General features: G+C 31.1%; 19 protein-coding genes. 5 read left to right on the top strand and 14 right to left on the bottom strand.

Annotation, left to right across the window (positions count from 1 at the left end):
* Nucleotides 1-37: 37 nt before the first annotated feature.
* A complete protein-coding gene (locus B3J44_RS23560) occupies nucleotides 38-430 on the bottom strand; it encodes a helix-turn-helix domain-containing protein (protein WP_286971896.1) in 393 nt (130 codons plus the stop codon).
* 172 nt (nucleotides 431-602) lie between these two features.
* Here B3J44_RS23560 and B3J44_RS23565 point away from each other — a divergent pair, with 172 nt between their 5' ends.
* The 5 genes from B3J44_RS23565 to B3J44_RS23585 all read left to right on the top strand — a co-directional run bounded on the left by B3J44_RS23565 (nucleotide 603) and on the right by B3J44_RS23585 (nucleotide 5,643).
* Nucleotides 603-2,237, top strand: coding sequence for a hypothetical protein (locus B3J44_RS23565; protein WP_286971899.1), 1,635 nt, complete (start codon nucleotides 603-605; stop codon nucleotides 2,235-2,237).
* Nucleotides 2,194-3,084, top strand: coding sequence for a hypothetical protein (locus B3J44_RS23570; RefSeq protein WP_286971902.1), 891 nt, complete (start codon nucleotides 2,194-2,196; stop codon nucleotides 3,082-3,084). Before B3J44_RS23565 ends, B3J44_RS23570 begins: the two co-directional genes overlap by 44 nt.
* On the top strand, nucleotides 3,071-3,421 hold the full coding sequence (locus B3J44_RS23575; protein ID WP_286971904.1) for a hypothetical protein: 351 nt from the start codon (nucleotides 3,071-3,073) through the stop codon (nucleotides 3,419-3,421). Before B3J44_RS23570 ends, B3J44_RS23575 begins: the two co-directional genes overlap by 14 nt.
* A gap of 263 nt (nucleotides 3,422-3,684) precedes the next feature.
* Nucleotides 3,685-3,954 carry a hypothetical protein gene (locus tag B3J44_RS23580; RefSeq protein ID WP_286971907.1) on the top strand — a complete coding sequence of 90 codons (270 nt, stop codon included), beginning with the start codon at nucleotides 3,685-3,687 and terminating at the stop codon, nucleotides 3,952-3,954.
* 3 nt (nucleotides 3,955-3,957) lie between these two features.
* A complete protein-coding gene (locus B3J44_RS23585) occupies nucleotides 3,958-5,643 on the top strand; it encodes a recombinase family protein (protein WP_286971908.1) in 1,686 nt (561 codons plus the stop codon).
* Between the two features lie 48 nt (nucleotides 5,644-5,691).
* Here B3J44_RS23585 and B3J44_RS23590 read toward each other — a convergent pair whose 3' ends face one another.
* From B3J44_RS23590 to B3J44_RS23650, 13 genes are all read right to left on the bottom strand, one after another.
* Nucleotides 5,692-6,645, bottom strand: coding sequence for an HNH endonuclease (locus B3J44_RS23590; RefSeq protein WP_286971910.1), 954 nt, complete (start codon nucleotides 6,643-6,645; stop codon nucleotides 5,692-5,694).
* 102 nt (nucleotides 6,646-6,747) lie between these two features.
* A complete protein-coding gene (locus B3J44_RS23595; RefSeq protein ID WP_286971912.1) occupies nucleotides 6,748-7,785 on the bottom strand; it encodes a hypothetical protein in 1,038 nt (345 codons plus the stop codon).
* A gap of 198 nt (nucleotides 7,786-7,983) precedes the next feature.
* Nucleotides 7,984-8,703 (bottom strand): hypothetical protein, encoded by a 720-nt coding sequence (locus B3J44_RS23600; protein ID WP_286971914.1) that lies wholly within the window; start codon nucleotides 8,701-8,703, stop codon nucleotides 7,984-7,986.
* Between the two features lie 82 nt (nucleotides 8,704-8,785).
* Nucleotides 8,786-9,007: a hypothetical protein gene (locus B3J44_RS23605; protein ID WP_286971916.1), complete on the bottom strand. Its 222-nt coding sequence runs from the start codon at nucleotides 9,005-9,007 to the stop codon at nucleotides 8,786-8,788.
* Between the two features lie 137 nt (nucleotides 9,008-9,144).
* On the bottom strand, nucleotides 9,145-10,449 hold the full coding sequence (locus tag B3J44_RS23610) for a PD-(D/E)XK nuclease family protein (RefSeq protein WP_286971919.1): 1,305 nt from the start codon (nucleotides 10,447-10,449) through the stop codon (nucleotides 9,145-9,147).
* Nucleotides 10,450-10,558: 109 nt separating this feature from the next.
* Nucleotides 10,559-11,875: a PD-(D/E)XK nuclease family protein gene (locus B3J44_RS23615; RefSeq protein ID WP_286971921.1), complete on the bottom strand. Its 1,317-nt coding sequence runs from the start codon at nucleotides 11,873-11,875 to the stop codon at nucleotides 10,559-10,561.
* 39 nt (nucleotides 11,876-11,914) lie between these two features.
* Nucleotides 11,915-12,820 (bottom strand): helix-turn-helix transcriptional regulator, encoded by a 906-nt coding sequence (locus B3J44_RS23620; RefSeq protein ID WP_286971923.1) that lies wholly within the window; start codon nucleotides 12,818-12,820, stop codon nucleotides 11,915-11,917.
* A 190-nt stretch (nucleotides 12,821-13,010) separates the two neighbouring features.
* The gene (locus tag B3J44_RS23625) at nucleotides 13,011-13,271 is read right to left on the bottom strand and encodes a hypothetical protein (RefSeq protein WP_286971925.1); all 261 of its coding nucleotides are present in this window, start codon (nucleotides 13,269-13,271) and stop codon (nucleotides 13,011-13,013) included.
* 423 nt (nucleotides 13,272-13,694) lie between these two features.
* The gene (locus B3J44_RS23630) at nucleotides 13,695-14,375 is read right to left on the bottom strand and encodes a hypothetical protein (protein WP_286971927.1); all 681 of its coding nucleotides are present in this window, start codon (nucleotides 14,373-14,375) and stop codon (nucleotides 13,695-13,697) included.
* Nucleotides 14,368-17,268 carry an HsdM family class I SAM-dependent methyltransferase gene (locus tag B3J44_RS23635; protein WP_286971929.1) on the bottom strand — a complete coding sequence of 967 codons (2,901 nt, stop codon included), beginning with the start codon at nucleotides 17,266-17,268 and terminating at the stop codon, nucleotides 14,368-14,370. Before B3J44_RS23635 ends, B3J44_RS23630 begins: the two co-directional genes overlap by 8 nt.
* A gap of 73 nt (nucleotides 17,269-17,341) precedes the next feature.
* Nucleotides 17,342-19,204, bottom strand: coding sequence for an AAA family ATPase (locus tag B3J44_RS23640; protein ID WP_286971931.1), 1,863 nt, complete (start codon nucleotides 19,202-19,204; stop codon nucleotides 17,342-17,344).
* Nucleotides 19,204-22,581 carry an Eco57I restriction-modification methylase domain-containing protein gene (locus tag B3J44_RS23645; RefSeq protein WP_286971933.1) on the bottom strand — a complete coding sequence of 1,126 codons (3,378 nt, stop codon included), beginning with the start codon at nucleotides 22,579-22,581 and terminating at the stop codon, nucleotides 19,204-19,206. Before B3J44_RS23645 ends, B3J44_RS23640 begins: the two co-directional genes overlap by 1 nt.
* Nucleotides 22,581-25,883: a helicase-related protein gene (locus B3J44_RS23650; protein WP_286971936.1), complete on the bottom strand. Its 3,303-nt coding sequence runs from the start codon at nucleotides 25,881-25,883 to the stop codon at nucleotides 22,581-22,583. The genes B3J44_RS23645 and B3J44_RS23650 overlap by 1 nt, the downstream gene beginning before the upstream one ends.

Raw genomic sequence — 25,883 nt, forward strand, 5'->3', positions numbered from 1 at the left:
TCTCTTTTTATGCGAATTAATATATCTTTTATAAAGCTTATTTGGCTTTTAGTAATTTTTCCAAATATTCAACTTTGTCTTTTTCTGCTTGAACTAATCGTTCATAAAGCTCAACAACTTTATCTAACGGATTAAAGTTAATGTTATCTTGTCGTCCAAAATTATTATTTGCGACAGCTTCATTAAAAGTGTTGAAGTAATTAATAACACCTTCGTCAGAAAAATTTTTAATTGCTTCTACACTCACTCCTAAGGCTTTTGCCACTTCTGCTAATTTTTCATCATCTATATCTTCACTGTTTTCTAATATAGAAACAGTCTGCTGGTTTGTTCCCATAGCCTGCGCCAGCGCTTCCTGCTTCATGTCTTTCAGTTCACGGATACGGCTGATCTTGCGCCCCATGTGGTTTGGTTTTGTTAATGTACTCATAGCTCAAAGATAATAATTAAGAATAAAAAAGCAGGATTCATGTATGATACAAAAAATCTCATGTACGGTACGGCAAATTTTGATACCGTACGGCACAAGCATTTGCTTACTTGCCTGTGTGTTAAACAAAAATACAATTTTTCAGACAAGTATCAATTAAAAATTCAAAATTATGAGTGCAGTTCAAATTCAGAAACAGAAAGAATTGGAGAATGCAGTGAGAGAACTCCAATCATTCATGGACATTACGGCAGTCACCCTTCATGAGGCGCAGACCGCTGGAAGAAATGGTCATATACTGACTATAATCTTAAGAGAAGAATCAGATCAGATCGCATCGGAGATGTATGTCTGGGCAGACAAGGTTTTAAATAAGTATACATCAGACGCTTATATTATTATAAATATAGCCGATTTACTGCATCGTTTAAAGAGCGGTAATCTGTATTATTTAAAGTGGTATCTATCAAGCAATGCTCTTTTTAAAGATGAAGAGTTTGATTTTAAAATTAAAACAAATATCCCGCTCGTATCGGCACTTCTAAAAAAAGCTATAAAGAAGTGCAACCAGTATTCAGCCAAAGCGGAGTCTCTCAGAAGGGGATCACAGCATTATGAAGGTACAAACAACCATCCTCTTGCATTATATACAATTCATCAGACTATAAACTTGCTTTTTGGCTATATAGGAGAAATGGTGATGGGGAAAGAGCATTCCGATTATTATATTTTAAGACAGCTAAAAATTATTAAAGATTTTGCGCCAGTCCTTACTAAAATTTTTGATGCTGAAAATAAGAGCGATCTGGAGATTGCTAAACTTATGGACGAAGCAAGGATTAACTTTCCTTATTCAGGAGATGTGAAAATTAAAAAAGACAAGGTAAAAGGGGCGCAGAAGAAACTGAGCCAGATTTTAAAAGAAGCCAAGAAAATCTTTCAAGAACAGCTTTCATATTGTGAGCGAAAAGCTGTCATCTTTTCTGAGCCGAAACAGCTTGAAAAACAGTCTGAAACTGAAATTTGTGATCTCGAAAAGATTATAAGTACTGCTGTTACTTCGTATCTTAAAACCGAAGCGATATATTGTTTTGATAAAGTCCATACTTCTGGAATGCATTATTATCTGCTGATATTTACCAGTGAGAACAAAACAAATGCTGTTCATGATCTGGCAGACATTATCAGAAGCAGAACAAAAGAAAAATGCAGTGCAACACTTTTAATCCACACACTGTCAGATTTTCATAATGCAACAGCAGATCAGAAGCATTTCTTTACTTATATTATTTTAAACGGTACTCTTTTATTTAAAAAAGACTCGGTAGTGTTGGAAGTAAAAAGCCTTGCATTACGAAGTCTGTCGCCTGCAAAAGAATACCTGTCTTACAGAAATATTATTGTAAATAATATGGAAAGCTGGCAGGAAGATTATGAGTGGGCATGCTATGCGCCTTTAAAAGCATTGATGCTCCATACAATGATTGAACAGATATGTCTTGGGATGCTACGCTTTATTACGGGCTATTCTCCTAATCATTTTTCCCTTTCTTATCTTCTTGAATTATGCCGTTATTTTAATGAAGAGATCAGCACTTTTTTTCCTCGCATTACAGAGCAGGACAGAAATCTTTTTACGCTGTTAAGCAGATCACATGCGTCACTTCGCTACAGCGGGGAAGATACTTTTTCAGAAGAAGACATGAATCTTTTGCAGGATCGTTACAATGACTTTGCACGCTTCTGCACTTCTTTAGTTAAAAATGAATTGGAAAGGATTGAAAATCTTACCAGTGTTGAATCTTAAATCACATGCTATGTACTGCAATATTTTAATCCAGAAAGAGCACCCAAAGTATCGGGCTGTAAAGAAAATGACTAAACTTCTTTTGGAGTTTGTCGAAGCTGACTGCATGTATTTCTCTGAATCGGATTTGGAATCAAAAATCGGGATTATGACTCTGGTGATAAGCAGAGAAAGCGAGCATTATTATGATGATGTCAATGACCATTTATGGAAAGTAATCCAGAATCATAATGAGTTTGTATTCTGTTTTTTTAACAGGGAATGCATCAAAGATGAATTGAAAAGAGGAAACCTGTTTTTTATTTTCCACTGTAGGGAAAAGGAGCTCATTTATAAAAAGTCTGGACAGAACGCGGTTTTGGATATCAGAAATATAAAAATGAAAAGGCTTTTAAAACAGACGGGCAGAAGATACTCAATGTGGACATCAGAATCAAATACGATCGGAAGGGATTTTAAGCACCACCATAGAAATGACAACCATTTAATGGCGCTGTATGTTCTTCAACAGCAGTTTAGGTATTTATTTATAAATGCTTCATGGCTTGTCAAAGGAGAATGGACTCCTCATGAAAGCATATCTTATCAGCAGAAATATATTGGTGCTTTTAACATTTCTCTCGGAAACGTATTTGATTTAAATAATGAAAAAGAGAGAAGAGTTTTGGAAAAGATTGAATGTGCCTGCAAAGAAGTGCAGTGGGGTGAGAAAGATGAATCTTTTGATGTGGAAACGGTAAATTATGTTCAAGAGAAACTTGAATGGATGAAGAAAGAAGTCCAAGCAATATTTCTGGAAAAAAGGGAAAAAATTAAAGAAATATTTAAAAGTCATGGAAAGAGATGAAATTAAAAAACTTGAACAAATCAAAGGATTAAGCGAAAGACTGCTTACTGCTTTAAAACCAGCTGACGATAAGAGAGGAATGTATATTGCAGAGATCAGAGTTTACGACTACTATGAGCTTGCTTCGATTATCACAAATCTAATCAAGCTCTGCATTATTGCTTTAGATCATGACAGCGCAGAAGTTCCTCCTACGATTGAAAACCAGAACATTGATGTTGGGCTGATACTTGGAATAACGCTTCAACTGTTTCCAATAGATGAATTTGAGCTTATAAATGAAATCAGCTATTTATATAAAGAACTGAAAGAAGAAACCAGAGCAGATTCCGAATAGTAAATAATATTTTAATGTACATATTATGTCCATTAGATTGATAAAAAAGCTATTTACCTTTGTTTGTTAAGAAAGACGAGGTCAATAATGATAGGTAAATTTTACTTATGAACCTCAGTGAATTACGTTTTATATTTGTAGTTATCCCCACCATATTTTGATCAGGATAAAATGAAAAAAGTGTTTTAACTTTATAGCGGATAGTGATTGTGGAATAAAAAAGACCGAGACTCGGTCTTTTTTTAATGAAGAGGAATTGTATAATGAAAAACAGAGCAACGGATGAGAGAAGAAGAATCACCCGAGGGAAAACTTTTGTAAATTTACAAATTGAAAAACAAGGGGTTAGATTCTGTGAATGGGAAAGTGGTATTTATGACACAGAAGAAAAAACTAAAACAAATGAAGGGAAATTAACAATTGAAGAATTAAGAAGGTGCAGAGGTTTTGAAGAAATTTCAGAGTCGGAGGGGAATGAGATAATCGAAAGCTTATTTCAATTAGCAGTGATTGTATATAATTTTAAAATGTAGATTATGGGGATTGAAAGTTTTAAGAAATTTCAGAGAGAGAAATTAGCCCAAAAAGCAGAGGTAAAAGAAATCTGGGGCTACACTAGGGTAAGCTCCAAATTACAATTAGTAAACAACAGTCTTGAAGAACAGCGCATAGAAATAATACAGTTTGCTTCTAAGAACGGCTATACGCTCAAAAATATGCTTGGAGGGACTTATGAAAGCGCTTCGGGCGATTTTACCAGAAAAGAGTTTACAAGATTATTGGAAGAAGTTAAAAGTGCAAAACAGAAACCTTTTGCAATCGCCATAAAATTTATCAGCAGGTTTTCCAGAACAGGAGGCAACGCCATTACCATAGTTCATGAACTGGTGGACAAGCTCGGAGTGCATTTAATTGAAACTTCTTCTGGTCTGTGCACCAATGACGAGTACAGCAAACTTGATATTTACAGCAAACTTTTAGATGCCAGAAGGGAAAATATGGACAGGCTTGAAAAAACAATTCCTGGGATGAAAGCACTTCTTAGAGCAGGAAACTGGCTCGGTAAAGCTCCAAGAGGCTATACAATGAGAGGAAAGAAAGTCGGGGATTATGCTTTAATGCAGGAAAAGCAGTCTATTACAATAAATCTAGAAGGAGAAATTTTAAAGAAAGCTTGGAAATGGAAGCTTGCAGGAGAAAGGGATTTTGTAATCAGGGAAAAACTGGCAAAGCTAAATCTAGATATTACAAAACAGTCACTCGGTTCTATGTGGCGCAATCCTTTTTACTGCGGAATATCGGTAAATGCACTGCTTGAAGCGCCAGTGAAAGGAAACTGGACAGGTTTGGTCAGCGAGGACGATTTTCTGAAAGTTGACAGAATGCTCTCTGAAAGCAAAGTGCCAGTTAAAGAATATTCTAAAAGCAAGATCAATGAGTTCAGACCGCTGACAGGATTTTTAAGATGTGAATGCGGAAGCCCTCTTACAAGTTATGTGGTAAGAAAAAAGAATACGCATTACTACAAATGCCAGAAATGCAGAAATGCAAGTTTCAATGCATTGACTACGCCATATTCAAAAACGGAAGGTTTAAATGATTCGTTTGAAAAACTGCTTTCAAGATATACGTTAAGTTCTCAATTTGTAGAACCTTTCAAACTTCAGATCAACAAACTATTTGATATCATGGAAAATGAAGGCAGGGAAGAAATGAAAGGTCTGCTTGCGAAGAAAAAAGATTTGGAAACTAAAATCGAAAATCTCGATAAACGCTATTTTGAAAATCCGAATTTCGGGGATGAAAAATATAATAGATACTCACATCAGTTTGACACGGAATTAAAAGAAATTGAGATTCAGATTACAGCAAACAGCAAAAAAATATCTAACCACAGTAGACATATAGATAAAGTAATAGATAAAGTTACAAATATCAATAAATACTGGAAAGAAGGCGATATTGACAGCAAGATAAGAATCCAGAATCTGGTATTTCCAGAAGGATTGTCAATTAAGGCTGAAAACAGGGAATATCTAACAGGAAGAGTGAACTCGATTTTTGGATTAGTCCAAACGTTTACAGGCATTGACAGAGGCAGTAAAAAACAAAAAACCCATCAAAAATTTGATGGGTCATTCTCTGTAGCCCTAACGGGACAATTTTCGAACCGTTTTGCAGATGATTTAAAGAAATTAAGTTTTATTTCGTTTTATATTTAATCTTGAGTTTTTGATTTTTATTATTTAATAAGTTGCTATTATTGTTTATTATCTTCTGGCTATCGAACCCCCGCCCCAAATGTTTCTTCCACCTATATGCTTTACGGAGTTGTGTATGTCATCTGCAATTAGATCCATAATTCCAACATTTTCATTATGATGCCATACAAAGCCAAATATTCTTTCTTGCTGTTTTCCTGGATATTTCTGAAGAATATCTTTTATTTGTTTTTGCAGCATTACTTTTGGACTAGTTATTAATTTACCATTTGAAATGAGACCTCCATTTGCTGCAAATCTTTCATTTTGAACCATTAATGCTTTTTCTATTTTTTTCGGATTTTGCATATACTCTTCTCTCAAATTTGCTCTGCAAATGCTAAATTGAATTTTATCAGAACTTTTATAAAATACAGGATTTAAAGGTGGGGAACTGTATACCTTAAATTTACTGAAATCAGGTACAATGACAGATAGCTTTAATCCTTCAAAAGGAATTATTTTTTGGATGAATTCAACTTCTTTTAATTTTTGTCCCAATAATTTTTTGTTAATGTTATGTGGGACTTCTAATGTTAAATCACCTTTGCTCCCCTTTTTTATCCAATTTTCTGTTTGAAATAAATAACTAATATTTGTTCGATGAGATTCAGAAATAAATATTTTTTTATAAGCTACGATTAAATCTGGATTATTATTAATTTGAGTTACATTAGATTTTAATTTTTTTAAATCATCTACGAAAGATGAAGCTTCGTTATTAGAAAGAATTTTTATTGCTTTATTTGAAACTAGGTTATTAAGTCCATTAATAGCTAAACTGTATTCAATTTCTTTTTTCGTTAATGCTTTTATAGCGGTTTTTGTTTCTGTTTTTGCAGACGTTTCAATTAAATCAATTGATACTTTTTTACCAATATTTTCTATAGTTTCTTTTCCAGTTTTTTTGCAGCTAGAAAAGGGAATTAAACATAAGATTATTATAAAACGAAATGATTTCATACTATTTAAATTGGATATAGAATAATTCTGTATTCAGATTAAGTTCTTCTAGAATTGTTTCATTGCTAGTATTCACTTTATACGTGGAATTAATTTTAGTTTTTATGTCATTGGTAATTTTGTATGAAACGTACATGAAAAAAAAACAAATAAGATGCTTGAAACAGGTGAGGCAACTTTTGAAAAATTTATTGCACCAGCAACATTGCTAAAAAAATTGGAAATATTGAAGAATAATGAATAGATTATTACAATTACAGGAATGAAAAGAATTACCGTGGGCAATATCAAGAAATCTATTAAATAATCTAATAAATCAGAAGAGAAATACGTAACAATAGCATCATCATCCGTTTTTCTATATAATAGTTTAGTCTCAACAGGATGAATATCTAAATTTATATTTTTTCCAGTAAGAAATTTGTATTTTAGTTTTTGAAATTCGATAAAGTTAAAATAATTTTGATTGATTTTGTTGAGCTCATTATCGTTGATGTACGAGCTTAAAATATTGTCCCATTCATTATTAAAAGAATCTACTCCATCCTGATTTAAGTATGAAACACTTAAGTTTTTAATTTTTTGCGGAACACTAAGAATATGTATAGAAAATATTTTGTACATATTGACATAATAGTTTTTAGACAATAAACTTAATTCATTATCTAAAAAATCATCTGTTTTATCTTTCACAAAAGATTTTTTTAAGCCTTCAATTTTACTCGAAATAATTTCATTGTTTTTAAAATCTTGTTCTTTTATTTCATTTAATTTTGATTTTGAAATGCTTTTTATTTCTTTTTTTACCCAATCATTTTTAATGAACTCTGATTGTTTTTTTTTATTATATTTTTTTATGAAATCATTTTTCCCTTCATCCATGAATTTTTGAAATATATCTCTAAGCTTTTGCTCTCCTTCTTCATTGATTTCGATAAGTCCTAAATTTATTGCAATTATTATATTTTCGGGGAAATCCAAAGCATTTGAAAGAGTTTTAATAGGTAATTGCTCATTAACTAAAAGATAGTTTGTTATTTCTTTCGAAGATAAATTTTTAAAACTTTTATCTTTTGAGCACGAAACAGAAAAAGCTAAGAAAAAAAATAATAATAATTTGTAGAGTATTTTTCTTGTCATAGTTAAATAATTTTTATTGAGTAAATCTACTATTATTTTAGATGGAGATTAGTATTTTTTTTCGATAGATTTTTAAAAATAATCTTACGGTTTGATTCTGCGATTATTCAAACTTTAGGAGTGGGAGCATAGCAATTATTTAAGGTTTCAGTTTTTAAAGCTGAAACCTTTTTTATATTTAACTTACCAGATTTAAGTCTAAATAATTACATATTCCCACTTGATCTGATCTATCAGCTTTATATTAGCATTAGTAATATTTTCAAGTTCAGCTTTAGAATCTTTTATTTCGATTCGAATTAGTTTCATCAATCTAAAGTTTAGAAATACTTTAAACGATCTTAAAGCCCTTTTCTTTACATCTATTTCTTTTTTTAGTCTAATTGTTTTGACAGAATAATGTTCTTGAAAAAAGATTGCAAACGCATTAAAATCTGCAATTTGATTTTTATCTGTGATTGAATCTTGTAGAAGGATTAATCGTGATAATTCTAGGAAAATTTCTTCCATTACAGAAATATGATTTTTGATTTTTTCTTTTACCGCATTTACATCTTCTAATCTATTAAGTCCGTAAAAAATCTTCAAATCTTTTATAAAATCATTGTATGTTTCAGCTAATTCTTTTAAGCAATAAATGAATTCATTAGCGTTAGTTTTTGACTGATAATCTTTTTTTAAGTCATTTAATTTATGGCTGTAAATTTTACTTTCTAAATGATTATTTTTTATCTTTTCCTGATAGTGTGTTATGTAATTTAAAATTTGAAGTTCTAAAAGCTTTTGTTTTGTAAACACTCGTCTTGTTTTTATGAAGTTGAGATCAATTATAAGATTACGCTGTTCAAGTTTAAGCTGTGAGATTTGTTTTTCTATTTTCTTAATACAGATCAAAAGTTCATTATAATTTAAAATCATAGAAATAGTAGTTTTTTATTATCAAGCAAAAGTAAAATGACACACTGCCAAAGTGTGTCATTTGTATTTCTTGTAAATTTTTTTAGCTTCTCCTGTGCCAGCTTCTTCCATTTGTAGTTGAATAATAAAGACCTTTTGAAGTATTGGCTAATATTTCTGTGCCATTATCTATTAAATCTTGAAAATTGCCGTAAGAAGATCCAGAAAATCTTACATGCCAAGACCTGCCAGATGTTGTTGAGTATTCTATTTTATTACTATTGTTAGGGTTGATCCTAATTAATTCATTGTCTTTGGTAATCATTTGAGACATAGTTTTTGTTTTTTAAATGATGCCTACTTTTTGTTGGTTTTCGGCTTTTCCAATTGCAAATAAAATAGTGGAATGTGACAAAGTGTGGCAGTGAGAAAAGTAGCCATGAAAAAAGAGGCTTATTGCCTCTATGATTTTTCAATTTCAATAATTTCTTCAATTGTAGATATTATTTCTTTGTATGTATCGCCATTTTTTCCTTTGGCAACATCTTCCCAGATTTTTGAATTATTAGCCCAATCTCGGTTTGAAATATCTCTCCATATATTAGCATGGTTAATCTCAAACTTTGGAATAATGTTATCAAATTTCTTCTGAATCGATATTTTTTCGATATCAGAAATGTTATCATTAAAATTTAGAGAAACATATAAACCCGAATAATCGTAACCGTGATCAGTATCAAATATTACAGCAATTGTGTAGGGTTTAGAATTCCATTCCTTAGGAATTAAATATAGCCCAAAATAGGCATTGTTTTTAAGATTGCTTAAATCTGCAGAAATTTCTTTTTTACTAGCATACTGCAAAATATTTTCAAAAAAATCATAGTATAATTTAGATTTTAAAGGTTCAATACTTCTTGATATTTCAAAACTTTGATCGATATTGTCTTTTAAAATTTCCAGAATTTCCATTGTCTTGATGTTATTTGTAGTTTGATTGGTTAATTTTTTAATTAAATTTAAATACTGGATTAGTGTTTCTCTAATTATGGGTAACGAATGTGTTTTTTCTAGGCATTTTTCAATCCAGTTCTTTATGTCTTTTTCAAACGAAATTGGATAATACAGACAATGATGAATATTACTTTTGCCATTGCTTTGTATTCTGAAATTTTCATATTCGCTCTTTTTATCAAACTTAAAATTAAAGCCAATTATTTCAACATCATCTTGTGTGTAGTATGGATCTTCTTTTTCTTTTAGGTCTTTACCGTCTAGTGTTAAGTAAAATAAAAATGCTTTTTTTGAACGTTTTGTTTCTGCATAATTCTTATATCTTATTAATTGGTAAGGCTGGTCAATTGCATATATTTTGTTTTCTATAAGTAGAATTTGTTTGTTGTCTTCTACAATAATATCAATTCGTCCCCCAGTAACATTATCCCAGTTATTCTCAATATTTATAGTTCTTTCGCAAATTTTATCATTTACTAATGTGCCAAAATAATCCAGTTCTATTTTATGTTCTTCTGTATTAAAACATTCTTTAATATATTCCACAAATAAATTTAAAAAAATCGCTCCTTGTCCGTGGGAACCATTCGGGTTAAGTAATTCTCCGATAATTGCAGAATGCGTGTATACTTCATTGTGTTCCATATTCATTAATGAAAAAATATTAAAATTTTCGCCAGTCAATTTCGCGATTTGATCATATTTTTTTGAAATGATTGAAACCTGCTGTAATAGGTTTTTGATTTTGTCCATAAATTTCATTATGCTTTTTTTCTCATATTCAATGTTTTTTTATCTAAACAACAATTGTTACTAATTAGAATTTGATAATTTAATTGAATACAAGAGAAATAAAAGGCTACTAATTATTGTTTTTTGAGATAATTTCTTTACAAACATTTATCAAAGAGTTCTCTTTGTAATTTATGAATTCGATCATTCTTTTAGAAATTTTTTCAACCAGTTCGTTCTGTCTAGTCTGATCTTTCCCTAAAAAGTTTATAAATTCTGAGTCACTAAAATTAATTCGGTTATTCTTAAAATCTTCGTGATTTTCAAAAAAGTCTACATCTCTCCACCATCTTGCACACTTAAAATTATGATTTTCAAAAATGGTTTTATCCTTATCATTTAAGTTTAAAACACCAAAAAATAATTCGTTGCGGACATTTCCTTTCCCGCTGAAAGGTTCTATCCCAAAGTAGATTCCTAAATTTTGATAATCTTTTAATTCTAGCCATATTCCAGAATTTGTGTCACCTACATTATTACGCTTCGTCACGATATATTTTGAACCTAGCCCTAAAATTAGATTGTCAGCTATTCTAGTTCTAATACTTCCTGAAATTTTATATTTTATTTTTTCAAACTCTTTGACGATTTGTTCAGCAGATAAAAAATTTTTTAAAATTAGATCTTGTATTTCTTCTCCCATTTTTTTATTTAATGTTTGTCCGGTTAATTTTTTAATCAAATAAATATATTGTTTTATAGCCTCTCTTAGCATTGGCTTGTCAGATGCTTCTTTTACGCAAAGTTCTAACCAATTTATAATATCTTCTTTATAAGAAATATTAAAATAATGTTGTTTTTCAATGAGATCTAATCCAGAAGTAGGGAAGCTTCCATTCAATGTTAAGTACAAAATAGGTATTTCTTTTGAGAAATTTTCCTTACAATAGTTGTAGTACCTAATCAATTGATTTTCCTGCTCTCTTGCATAAATTTTATTTTCAATGACAAGACCATTTGTCTTATTCTTGTCTTGAATGATAATATCAATACGCCCGCCTTCGGTTTTGTCTTCATTTAATCTACTAATGTTCTTTTCAACTGTTGTGAGGGCGGTTTCGGTAATAAACTTGAATCTGTCCTCTCCAATCAAATTTTCAGATTCATCGACTTTCGGTGGCGTAAATTTTTCTTCAAGTATTTTTATAAAAAGCTTTAAAGGAACATCTTTTAATCCATGTGATCCTTTTACATTTAAAAGTTCTCCGATAAATGCAGAGTGGGTCCTTACTTCATTGCTTGTTAAATTCAATACCGAAAAAATATTAAATTTTTCTCCAGTAATTTCAGCTATATCATCATACTTGTTTTGAATGACATTCACATTTTCAAGTAGGTTTTTTATTGTTGATATATTTGTTTTTTCTTCAATTGTACTTTTGATCATATTTGTTTGGTGTAATGATATTTTAAAGGATAAGTAAATTTAAATTATATCGTATCGATTCTTCATTTGTAAAATTCTATTTTTAATTTCTTTTTGAAGCATAATAGGAGAAATGACTTTTACATCTGCTCCATATTTTAATAGTTCCATCACAAGATCATTGGTGGTATGTATAAAAATTTCTAATACTAGCGTATCATCATTCTCTTTAATAATCTTTTGAGATTCATGAAGAGGAAAGGTCTTAATGTAGTTTCCTTGCTTATTAACAAATTCGAGAACTACTTTTTCCGCAGGAGAATATGTTTCTACGCCGAAGGCATGCTGAAATTCTTTTTCCGCATTGTATTTAATCGGCTTAAATTTAGTGTCTGTAACGTTTAGATTTGAAATTCTATCAAGTCCGAAAGTTTTTACTTTGTCGTCTTTCTTATCTAAGGCGATTAAATACCATCTTTGGTGAGATTCTTTGACACCAATAGGATAAACTTCTCTATTTGTGCTAATGTCTTCCCAATGCTTCTGGTGAGTAAATTTTATGATGTAAAGATGGTTTATTGCATAAATGATCCCATGAATGTTTTCAGTTCCAGATGATTTTCTTTTTTCTAAAAAAATGCTAGGGGTCAACTTATTCCCTTCTTTTAAGGCATGATGAATAGAAAAAGCATCCATTATTCTTGTAACCGATTGATCTTCTATCTCTTCTTCATCAATACTGTAGGTTTTGTCTTTTCTATTGTAATTAATTAAAATTCCGAAAATATCCAGAATATCTTTTTTGTCACGCTCAAAGGTTCGAATGGAATATTCAAAATTAGTTTCGATGTCTTCATTTTCTAATTTACGAATAATGTGTTTTTGTAAATCTTTAAAGTCACAGTTATGGCTTCTCAAGCGATCTATGATATACAAGTATCTTTTGAAGTATATTAATTTGGACATAATTGATTGGTTTTATTTTTCAAAAGTAAATCACTTGTCTGTCATTTTGTGGCAGAGTAATTTTTATGTTAAAATAATAAACAAGATACTTAGTAAAAAACGGTTTTCCGTAAAACAACACTTTTTTATAATAAATCCCTATAATCGTACTACTAAAATATTTCGCTAAATTTCTTCTAGGCGTGATTTTTTACTCGAATATGCTATAAAGTTCATTTATCTTCTTTTGAATATCGCATAAATCTGTAAAGTTAGATTGGGAATTCCGAGACCATGGATCTTCAATTTTTGTAATCTCATTTTTGATTTTTTCCACCACACTTTTTCCATATTTTGTCAAAAGTTTGCTTTTAATAATTTCATCACAAAGATTAAGCGCATTATTTTTTATGTGACGATTTTGATAATAAGATATTGAGTCAATTTTGTTTTTAATTTCTTGCGGATTCATATATTTTATGTTTTTAAATGTTAATTACGCAAAGTTCAAAAATTGACTTTTACTAAAAAAGGACATAAAATTTGAATGATATAAAGGCGTGTGAAACTTATATAATGAAGTATTTTAAAATGTGTTATTTTTTACTTAGAATTTAAAGACCACGCAAATATTGAAACATAACATGTAATTGGTAAAATTGAAATTCCTATCTATAATGCCAATTTCTTGAACCACTTTTCTTTCTGAATTTGATATATTTGGATGGATTGGGTATCACTTGAATACCTAACCACTAATATTAATACAGTTATTCAATCTATAAATTATAAAATGCAGTTTAGTTTTTTTCCTTTTTTTAATTAAGTATGATTTAAATGATTAAGTAAAGATTATTAAATCAAAAATTATCTCTGAGAAAATTTTAATCGATAATTAATTAGTTAGATCAATAAAATAGTGCCATAGTAAAATACTGTCATCTAAAGATTTTCTTGTATGAGAAGAGGTATATTTATCTACTGAAGAGAACGATGTATATTTCGAAAGTTGTTCTTTCTCCAACCAATCTATTGAACTATCTGTATTCGTATTGAATTGATTGGTTATCCAACTATTTACTTTGGTACACCATTCCTCAGAACTACGACTTTGGATATAGGCAAACATACCACAAACCTTTAGGTGTGAAGAGTGATGACCTCTTTTAAATCGTTCAATTCCGCCACGATTCCCATACACATATTGTTCGTTACTTGAACTTTCTGAAAAACGTTTCGCTTCGAATTCAATAAGAGGTGATGGTTTTCTTCCCCTTGTCAATACAAAAACACCAATATCTGTTTCTTTTCCCGAACTTGCTTGAGTTGGGTTTTTTCTAAAATCATATGGAAAATAATCCTGATTATTTTCAGTTTTACATAGTTGAAAATGATGTACTAGGAAATCACTAATACGATTTTCTGTATCTGAATCTTTAATGGTTTTATAATATATAGGAAACTTAGGAACACAATTATCTACAAATAACAAGATCTGCTCTACCTCATAATTAATCGGTACAGATAAATCATTGGGCTGAGGTAATTGATATGTCGGCAAACTATCTCTAAGCATACTTATAACGGGCTTTTACATAGTCAGCAAATACCTCATCGGCATCTCGTAAAGCAATAGAGGGTAACCAATATCGTAATTGTTTTGGTTTTACCAAAACGATATTGTCCTTACCATATACTTTCATTATTTTCTGAATGTGTATGTGTTGTTGGGTTGTATCTCTTTGAGGAATAACTTCTTGAAGATACTGCTCTAAATCTACAATTTGTTCTTCTATAGGAGCAATAGTTTCTTCACAATATTCAAAATGTATAGCAAAATAATTACCCGTATCTAAAATTTTATACGGTTGAAATTGATTACTATTTTTTTGATAAATGCTATTTAATGTTTTACAAAATGTCGAGGCAAACATATTAAGCTCTATGCTACTCGCAAATTTTTCAGAATCAGTTTTTGAAAATTGATAGTTTAGTATGTCATTAATAATAATATTTTCAACTTGAGATGTTTTCAACAGATTCAAATCTTCTGGAAATGGTAAATCCATAAAATCCTCTGTCATCGGTACTGAATGTCGGCTAACTTTGATTTGACTGCTTGTTGCGAGAATTATAAATCTCAAAAGCTCTCCAAACTCATTAAAGTATCTTTCTATTTTTACTAAATCTTGTCTATCTTTTTGTGGAGCATGAACTCCTATTACTTTATTTCGAAAAACAAGATATTCATCTGATAAGTGTGCTATTAATTTGTTTTTCCCAATATGTGCTCTTATTAATAAATGGGGAGGTGTATAAATAAGCTCTTTCCTCGGTCGCAAAAAGTTTGTAATCTCACAGTCCGTTATTTCGTTAAAATTTATAAAATCCTCTTGTAACGCAGAAGCAGGGACATATTTTTTGCCTGTAATATAATCAACAGTTTTACCATTTTTATTTTCAATAAATCCTTCGCCTTTGATCCATCCGTGATCTTTTAACGACTCAATAAAATGACCTAATGTTCTAATATTAGAAAATCTTTGTAAGAGATTTGTTATTCGACCACCTCCTAATAGGTTAGCTTTCCAAATAAAAAGATTCTCAATAATATCTTCCTTACTAATAAAGTGGAAATCATAATGATCAAATTCTAGAAATAATCTATTAGTATTTGAAAAGGTGCGATTAGCAATCAAATGTAAAATATGTTCACTGTCTGGTGCCGATTTTTGTATAAATATGGCTGCGGTAGGAACATTTTTTCCACTCCATAATTTATCTGAAAGTTTCGTAAAATCTATAACCTGTAAAACATTATACATTGAAAACAACTCGTGCCTGAATACTTTGTCTTTTTGGTATAAAATAGGAACTGAAGGCTGAATCATTGATAATACCCCCTCATTTTTTAGCAATCGCATTGATTGAACTAAAAAATGAAGAGCAGGGTTTTCATCAGGAATGTTTACATCACTTTTATATCTAATTCTTTCACTTAACTCTTTAAAGTATTTCTTCCTACTTGGTTCCCTACCGTTTAGCTCTGCTAAATTAAATGGCGGATTCCCGATAACCAATGAAAAATCATTGGGTGGATTATGAGTTATAAATTCAAAGAAGTCTTTGGTTATAATATTATCACTCATATCTGGGAATTTTAATTTCCCCCACGTAGGTGGATCTAAGTTGACTTCATCTAAAATTGCTAAAGCCAAACTAAAAATAGACAGTCGTATAGCATCTTGTTGAATGTCTATACCATGAATACTTTTTAGCAATAAATCTTTTAGAACAGTAAGAGACGGTTTTTCTAACTTTCCTGTTTTTTCCCATTGCTCATATCTCCACCATTGAACAATGCGTTTGTATGCTTTGACCAAAAAGATACCCGAACCACAACTTACGTCAATTAGCTTAAAGTCTTTTTGAGGAGCTTTAAGGGGCATACATTCATCTACAAGAGTAGAGACGATCATCTCTGGGGTATAGACAATATCTTTACTATCGGTTAGTAATTCTTCATACACAGAACTGATAACCTCTACTGGTAAATGCGAAAACGAATATAATCTCCAAATAACAAGCTGACCATTATCATTATTTCCGTCCAAGTAGTCAGCTAATCTCTGTACTTCACTTTTTTGAATGGCTTCCCTTGCACCATCTTCATTTTCTTTATGCCATTCAAATATTTTTCCGTTAAAATCTTCCGCTAATTTGTCTAACAATAGAAGTAATTTCCCTTTGCGAATAACATCACAGAAATCAGTACACTGGAAATTATTTTTAAAGTATGTTCCTGCGAAGTAGCCACTTTTAGAATCTTCATCGCGCTCCTCCAAATATTTAATTAAAAGACTCTGTACTAAAAGTTTTAAAGCGACATGTTTGTCCAAGTTAGATTCTTGTTGAAATCCTTCATAAACATTTTTAAGTCCACGAATCAAATCTCGGGTGGCTGATTGCTCGAATTGGAAGCGCTTTTTATTCTCCTCCTCTTCCCAAAATAATCCATCATCAAAACTTTGAGCATTAAATGATTTTATCGCATCACCTGTTTTTCTGATGATTTCCTCTGCATAGTATTCTTTATTTTCTTTAGGTTTTTCCCTTGTATCGAAAACACTGACGGTCGACTTTTCAATAATGATGTATGCAGGGACTTGATAACCGTTCCACATATTTCTATGAATACGATTTCTATCTTCTGTAGTTAAAGATTTATTGGTATAATCAAAAATATATAACTGCGCAATAGTAGCCCTTCCATCTTGAAAGTGCCTAAAATAAACAGCGTCCGCTTCAAACTTACATGCTGTTTCTAATGCAAATAGAATATCTGGACTAGCGATTGCATCACTAAGGTTTTCGTAGTTCGCAGTTAACAACACACCGCTTGCCCTTCTATCAGAAATAAAGGAAAAGTTAAGCTCGTGAATATGTTGTTCAAAAACCGCTGTAGGCATATTATAATATAAAAACGTTATTTGTTTACGGGGTAAAGATACTAATTAATAATAGCTGAATAAATTTGTTAAATCAAAACTTTCTATGGTTTTTCAATTGTTCACCTGTGTCAGATAAAATAATTCCTTCCCAAAAATCCTCACTCTTCGTTTTGTCTGATAGAACAAAGTTGTTATCGTACATTTTTTTTAGTGATTCAATACCATGTTGAATTTCATTTGTAGTTTTTACTCCATCTTTATAAATCCAGTAATTAACCATTCCCTTTGAAAGGAGAGAATCTTTACCAAGTTCTTGTAATAATCTAAAATCGTCTTCTAATTTGATTTCAAATTTGTAAGTGTTAGCACCGTTCGCTGAAGTTAATTCAAATTCAATCTTTTCACCACGTTTTAAAAAGGATTCATTTTTGATTTTACGGAGTTCTTTCAATGTATGCAAACAATTTCCAACTTCATTATCGAATTTTGGCACATCATAGCTATCATGACTCGTCGGATTTAATACAAATTTTCGGTGACTATCTAATTCTTCAAAAAGAGTTATATCAAGTCCTGCATTTTGTGCAAATAATTTTGCTTGCAAAATTAATCCATTTAAATCATTAAGATTATATTCAGAAGTGTAATGGTGTTTTTTAGGCAAAAAATCTTTGCAAAATGCTTCCGCTTCTTTTCGTAAAAAATTACCAGCTATTTCATATTCCTTTTTATGGAAATATAGTTCTGCTTTTTCAAGGTACGTATCTGATATTTTAATTAAAGGTTGTGGAATTCCACCTTTTTCGCATTCATACATTTCAATATATTTCCAGCTTTCTTGCCCAAAACGTTTTATACGATGACGGAGTAATTCAAAAAAGTTACGGTCATGTGTTAAGATGATAAGTTGATAATCAGTAAATTCTTTTAAAATAATATCTAAAACAATTTCACGATTGCTCATATCTAAACTTAATAATACATCATCCAAAATCAAAAATTTTGGTGTATCGACTGCCACTGCTCCGCTCAGTTTTTGATCGAGCATGGCGAAACGAATAGAAAGAGCAATTGAAGTTAGTTTGGCTTCATTCAAAAACGTATGTGGACGAGTAATTTTTTGTTTGTTAGCTGAAATGCTAATATGGTTGAAATTTGCATGAAGAATAATTTGTGGCGAAATGGTTTTGTGATTACGTTGTGTGGTGCTCCCTTGTACAAACGAATCATATGAGCAATTTTCAAACTCGAAACTCACAGTAAAAAATTGTTTGAATTTTTTCAAATAATCGTTTACTGATTCTACAATAGAATCTAAATAAAACTTCAATTCGATATTAAATTTATTAACTGCTGTTGAAAAAGTTTGATATGCATGGTCATGCATCCTTCCTCGTGGATGTAAACCATCTTTGATATAGTCCCACCATTCCTGTGCGTTGGCAGTAGTGACTGCTCCATCGTGACGAACCAATACTTCTCTAAAATTGATAAATGGTAAAATATCTTTGTCCATTATCGGAAAAAGATCTATTTCCTGTGGATTTTTAAAATCATGAACTTTAGACAGTAATTTATAATTAATTAGTTCACTAGCTTGAATGGCTTGAGCTATAAGTGTTCCTGTTCTGGTGTTTACTGTACTATTTGATATTAATTTGTCCGTGGTAGATTGATGTTCATCTTCAAAAACTAATTTAATATAACTATCGTCTCCATCATCCGCAAAACGATTTCTTAAATTTTCAGGATGATTGTGTAAAAAGTACTTTTGAACTTTAGAAATATCCGATTTAAAAACACTTTGCAAAAAAGTATATAGTGCCCAATACAAACTACTTTTCCCACTTCCATTTTCACCAAAAACTAAAGCGTTATTTCGTTCTAAGTCAATAGAAACTTCTCCGTAGAAAAACTTAAAGTTTTTGATTTTTATCTGCTTTATTTTATTCATTACTTCGCAGTTTTTATAGGCATTACAATATCTGCCAGTTTAATATCCATTAATTTTAAATTATTTCGTATTTCGTTGTCTACGTCACGTAACTTTTGATAGATAGAATTAATTATTTGTACTTTATCTAATTCTGACTTTCCATCTATAGATTCAAAGTAATTATCTACATATTTTATAAATTCGATACCAGCCAATTCAAACTCGTCTTTGAAGTACAATTCCATTGACATTGCGTCAATAATTTCATCAAAAAGTTGTATTACATAGTCATTTGAAATATAGCTATTGATCATTTGTGTTTTATCCAAGCTACAAATGAATAGCATTATTTGTGAAATTTTGACAAACACCAACTTCTCATTTAAACTACTTTCAGGGATAGGGAAAAATTTTAACAATTTTGAAGTGATACTGGGAAAAGATTTGTTATTGCTTTTGGGTGACTCAGCAGATAAATAATAATTAAAAATCTTAGAATTTAAAAGAGGTAACAAATATAGCAAAGGATAATCTTTATTCTTCTGAACAATTACGGCATTTGTATTTTTTACAATTGCTGTTTCTTTCATGTAAGTTGCGAAAGGAGTGGGATTAACTACTTCGCGAAGAATAATTTTTGGGTTATTGAAGAACCTAATCTGTCTAGGTTCTGCAAGCCACTCTCCATAATTTATGTACTTTTTCTTAGGAACTATGTTGTAGCGTTTAACCCCAGAATCAATGAATCTAAACCAATTGACATCATTTTTTGGACTTTCTGAAACAAATATGTCATTGTCTATTTCATAATTTGTTTGCTTAGGTTTTCCTTTGCCTTGTTGGTAAACTTTGACACCCATTACTTGATCATATAATTCAATTAAAGGGCTGTTCGGAACTTTAACATTTAGTCCTCTAAAAATAGTAAATCTTTTTTTTAAATCATTTTCAGGATTGATTACTTTAAAGTTGTTGTTTAAGGCATATGAAATTTTTTCCGAATTCTTATTTAAATGCGAAACATTTAGATACGAGAATTTCGACAATTCTACACTCGAAGATGCTGTCAATAATGTAACAGATGTTGGTAAATTAACTCCTTCAAATACACTATCTCCCAGATTTAATACTTTGATATAGCTTGAATTATTTAGCATGAAAGTTCTTAAATCAATAAAGGTTTCTTTTTCAATAAAAGAATCACTAGTTATAAATGCTAAAACTCCAATTTTATTTTCAAAATTATCTTGTAACATCTTAATGGATCTATTGAAAAAAAACTTATAGCTCTCTTTTCCTCCAAATTTTGTTTCCTTATATTGACTTGATAACTTAAGTTCATTTGAAATAGTTCCGCCGTAAGGCGGATTTCCTATAATGATATTGAATATATTTATTCCAAACATCCATTTCGGATCAAACCAATCAGATTTTTCGTTTCCGAATGGATTCCAGTTGCTAATTTTATGATAGCGGTTGTTCTCAACTTCTCCAAAAAGGCCTTGTTGATCAAATAATTGTTTTTGTGTCTCTTTAAATTTTTGTTTTAAAACTTTTTTATCCTCTCCAAAACTTTGTATGTACTCCTGACGAACATCATTAAGCTCTGCTTCCAATTCGGCGGACGACTTCTTACCACGTTTATTTAATTCGGACTGACCATTTCGGGTAGGTAAATCCACAAGTGTATCTGCAGTTACAAACTTAAACTCAAGATTTGGTAATGGCTCTACGCCTCTATTGGGCAAGCTTTCATCTATGTTTTCATCGACAATCAAAGATAAGAAACATCGTAGCTTGCTAATTTCGGCGGCTATGGGTTGGATGTCTACTCCATATAATGAATTTTGTATTATACCAATTTTTCGAGCATACTCAACACTTGAGCTTGCGAGCTTTTCTCTAAGTTGTCTCTTTACTATTGGATTATCAATGCGGTCAATTTGACGTTTTTTCCACCATAAAGCTTCGGGATCCAATTTTTGTAATGCCTGAACAATTTTTTGAAGTACTCCCATTGGAAAAGCACCTGAACCACAAGCTGGATCGAGTATTTTAACTTTATCAAGACAATCTAATATGCAATTTTTTTCTGATTCTGTAAGTTGAGTGTTTGTGGATTCTATCAATTTAAAGATTGGACTTAGTCTGTGTTTTTCAATGCTTGTTTGGTGGTAAAGATATTGAACCAGACTTTCTGTCACCATATAATCAACTATTTCTCTCGGGGTGTAGAAACTACCAGTAGCCTTTCTTGCGGTTTCTCCGCTTTCGGGATCTATTTCGGCTAAAAGGTTTTCAAAAATACGCCCCAACATTTCTGGGTCAACACTAACTTCGATTTCAGCTACCGAGTTTTCATCAATAGTAAAATTATATTTTTCTAACTCTTTAAAGAAAGATAAAAACCAATCATCAATTATTCCAAAATTATATTCGTTTATACCATTATTAGCAGGTTTAAAAAAGTCGTCATTATTGGGTTCAAACAAACCACCATTGAGAAAGGGGATAACTTCTGCTCCCTCTGGTAAGTTATTAATACGCTTATGCATCGGTGTATTAAGAGTTTGGAAAAATAGACGCTCTAGTATAGTATGATAATAATTAATATTATTTTTTACCGCATCAGAAGAAAGCAAATGTTCAGGTAGTAACGCTACCTCAGCATCTGATTTCTTCATTTTCAAAAACCAACAAAATACTGTCCTACCAATCAGACGTACAGCAAATTCTTGTCGGTCATTTCGATCATCATCAGGTAACTTTAAAATTCCATTTCCATAATCAGTAATCTTCTTATCTTTCCCAATTTTGCCTCCAACCAATTTATAGAAATATGATTGGACAATTTTATAAAACTCTTCATTAAGTGCTTCCACACTGAATGCACTTAGTATATCTTGTAAAGATAAGGCTTTACCAGATAATTTGCTTAGTCGATCTGAAGGTGTTCGTACCTTTTCACCTGTACCTAGAAGATAAGTGTATCTTTTAGGCTCAGTAGCTTGTTTAACAATTTCACCCTCTTCGTTTAGCATTTTTACCTCTGAGATAAATGATAGACGCCATTTATCTTCTTGAACAAAAACAACTATTGCTCCATCAACATCATATTTATAAATATTGCGTAGCAATTCGCGAAGGCTAACTTTATTTCTTTCTAACCAAACATCTGCATTTACATTAACACGATAAAGACCAATAATTCTATCATCTGTTGTTGTAAAGTTACCGAGCTCAAATGCTTCATTATACTTTTCACTGCCTGGTAATATAATAGATTTAGGCTGTGAGTATATTTGTTTTGCACTGAAAACTGATTGTAAAACATCTAACCAATCTTGATGTTCGTATGGTTTTTCAAATATTTTGTGTAAGGTTGATTTGTCCATTAGTTAATAAATGTTTCAGTGATTACAATTTCTGGAGTGATATACAAATCTATGTTAGTATCATTTAAAGACGGATCATCGTGATTATCATTAAATACATCATACTTTTTTGCAAGGGAAATAATCAAATTTTCCGTTTGTCCATAAGATGTCTCTTTTTTATCTAGTCTACGTTTAAGTTTTCTTAATTCATTTGGTAAGGGAGTAAAAGTTCCTTTGTCTATCAAATCGGCTAATAGTTCGCATGCTTTTTTTGCATCATCTTTTCTTGTGATTGATTTAAAATCACGTAGAAATTTCTTTGCTTGTGCAGAAATTGCATCAGCTTTATCCGTAGTGGTGACAGTCAATGTGATCGCTCCTAAGAAATCTTTATCAAATTCTTCTAATGCTGCTTGTACATTATTATAGTGACTAACTGGAATATCATATCCTTGTTCGTTTACTTTTGCTTCGAATCTTTCGGCAGCTTCCAAAAACGTCAAAGGTGTTACCTTATTACCTTTAGTAACAGCATAAAATTCCAATTTATAGGGCGATTTTAAAAAAATTAAGGTAGCGTCTTTTTTTTCTTCTGCTATAGTATTTTCGTTTTTTCGGGCAGTACGTGCTTTTAACGGAAAGTTTTTAATACGTTTAAATTCTCGTGGATTTGAGTCTTTAAACTCCCTGATAAATCTTAAATAAAGTAATCGTTTATCCTCTTCATCTGGCATTCCTTCTTTGAAAAGCTCAAATTGTTCGACCAATTCTTCATGTGTAAAAACTTGAGCATCTTCACCAAAAGCAGAATGAAACCCCTGTAACTTTAATAATGCATTTTTATACAACTTAATCTCCTCATCTCCCTGCTGTGAAGGATAAAATATATAGTTATATACCACACCAGCAACGCTTCCTATTCGATTAATTCTTCCAATTCGTTGCATCAATCTTGTGGCATTCCAAGGGGTATCGTAATTAACCAAAACATTAGCTCGATGTAAATTTACACCCTCTGCTAAAACATCGGTTGTTATCAAAATTTGATAGTCGTCCTTTCTTTTACCAATGAAATTAGCATCAAAATTCTCCTGAATTGTTTCAAATATTTTATTTCGATTTGCTGAAGAAACCTTCAGTACTCCTTTCCCAATACGTTTTTCTAATTTTTCCGCAAGATAATCTGCCGTGTCATTACTTTCTGTAAATAAAATAAGTTGTCCTGTCGGATTTCTATCTTTGTTTAGTAATTCATTTTCTAGCGCTAAGAATAGTTCTTCAAATTTGGGATCTTCTTTTACTTTAGCCCATTCATTACTAAGCTCTTGTAATAAAATTTGGTCTTTTCTTAAGCCAGCTAATAATTCAGGTTCAAAATCTTCTGCTTTGAAAATGTTATTCTTCGGTTTCTCTGTACTTAATTCTATAATAAGGCTTTCTATATCTTCCATGGAAAAGCCTTTCTCTATCAATTCATTAATATTAAGGTCTGGAGCAATCAAGACCTTATCACTCTCAAACATTTTAATCATTCTTTGAGTGGATACTAAAAGATTGTTTAGCGTGATTTGGAATGCATGAAAACTACTTTCCAATCTCTTAACCATTAATGTTTTCATGATTCCAGCCAAGGATTTAGAAATCAAAACAGCTTGATCATAATAAGCATCTTGTAAATCTTCTCTCAAAAAACGGATCGCTTGATAGCGATAATATTTTATTTTATCATCATCAGTCAAATAGAATATTGTATGATAAAAAAGCTTACTTAACTTAGCATTTAGACTATAGCCCACAGTACGTAAAGGTGCTATTTCAGGAAAAACAATACCTTGTTCTTTTAAATCTTCAAGATATTTTGGATAATTTGCTAAATCTCTTCTTGTTCTTCTAACGGTAATTTGAGAAATGACTTTTTCGCGAATTATATTGTATAATTCACGAATTTTTTCAACATTGGGCTCGTCTTCTCTCATCACGTCTTTATATTCCCGAATGATAGGACCAAAGAAGGATTGAAGATTAGTAATGGGAAGTGTACTTCTCCTTGCATCTTGGAACAATAATAATTGATAATAGAGATCCTGCGGTCTATTATTAAGTGGAGTGGCTGAAATTAATATTACCTTTTTATTTTTTCCTGTAACTAATCCTTCGCCATTTCTTGGAGCTTTGCAAATACGCTGCAATAGTCCAAAAGCTTGTGAAGTATGATTTCTATATTTGTGCGCCTCATCAACCAATATTAAATCATACTCTTCTTTAGCCCAATAATTCATATCTTCTCCATTAACTATTTTCTCTAAACGCCCATTAGTAACGAATTTAGTATGTCTGTCAATTCCAAACATCCTAAAAGTGGATTTCCAGTTTTTTTCCAATGCAGGAGGATAAACGACTAATATTTTGGTGTTTAAAGAACCGTTGGCAACCAGAAATCGCTTAGCAATCATAGAAGCGATAATAGTCTTGCCGAGACCTACAACATCTGCTAAAAAGAAACCATTATGATCCATTAACATCTGAAACCCTTGATTAACAGCATCTATCTGATAACTTAGTTTTTTATAACTCTTGGGCAAATCCCCAACAGTGTCAGGGTCATAATCAATGTTGTTTCCAAAATATTCGATTAAGAATTTAAGATAAATTTCAAAGGGAGTAAAGATTTGTCCAATATGTGTTTTCTTCTTATACTGTAAAATATCAGCAGGCAAAATAGTTGTTGATTGTTGCCAAAGTTTTTGAAACTCTATTTTCGTAAATTCAACATCATCAAAATCCTTTAATGCGATATTCAATTCATAATTAGGGGATTTTTTAATGCCTAAACCTGCTTCCGTAAGATTAGAAGATCCCATGATCACCCAGCCGTCTGAATGTTGGGAATGCAATTCGGGTAAAAAAAGATAAAATTTGGCATGAATTGCCTTTGAGTTATGTGCTCGCACTTCTATTTTACCATCAATAATATCTTGGATAAATTGTAAAATACCTTCTTCTACTTCTTTAGAATATTTAGCTTCCTTTAAATCCTGTATAAACCAGTTTAAAAATTCTTCTTTCGTCTTTTCTTCATCTCCAAAATATAATAGACCTTTTTTCTGAGCATCTGAAAACATTTGATCGACATTTATACCGACCAGTATTTTTATATCCTTGATATTCGTTAAATAAGGCTGTAATGTAAAATAGCCTGATGAACGAAAATAACCTACCACAGCATGAAAGGCAAATACATCTTTCATATTTTCAAGTATACCTTTGAATTTATGGAAAACTGTATTTTCTTCTGTATTTGTAAAAAACTTTGTGCTCAT

Origin of the sequence: Flavobacterium sp. UBA4854 (assembly GCF_002399805.1) — a bacterium.
Lineage (GTDB): Bacteria > Bacteroidota > Bacteroidia > Flavobacteriales > Flavobacteriaceae > Flavobacterium > Flavobacterium ginsengisoli.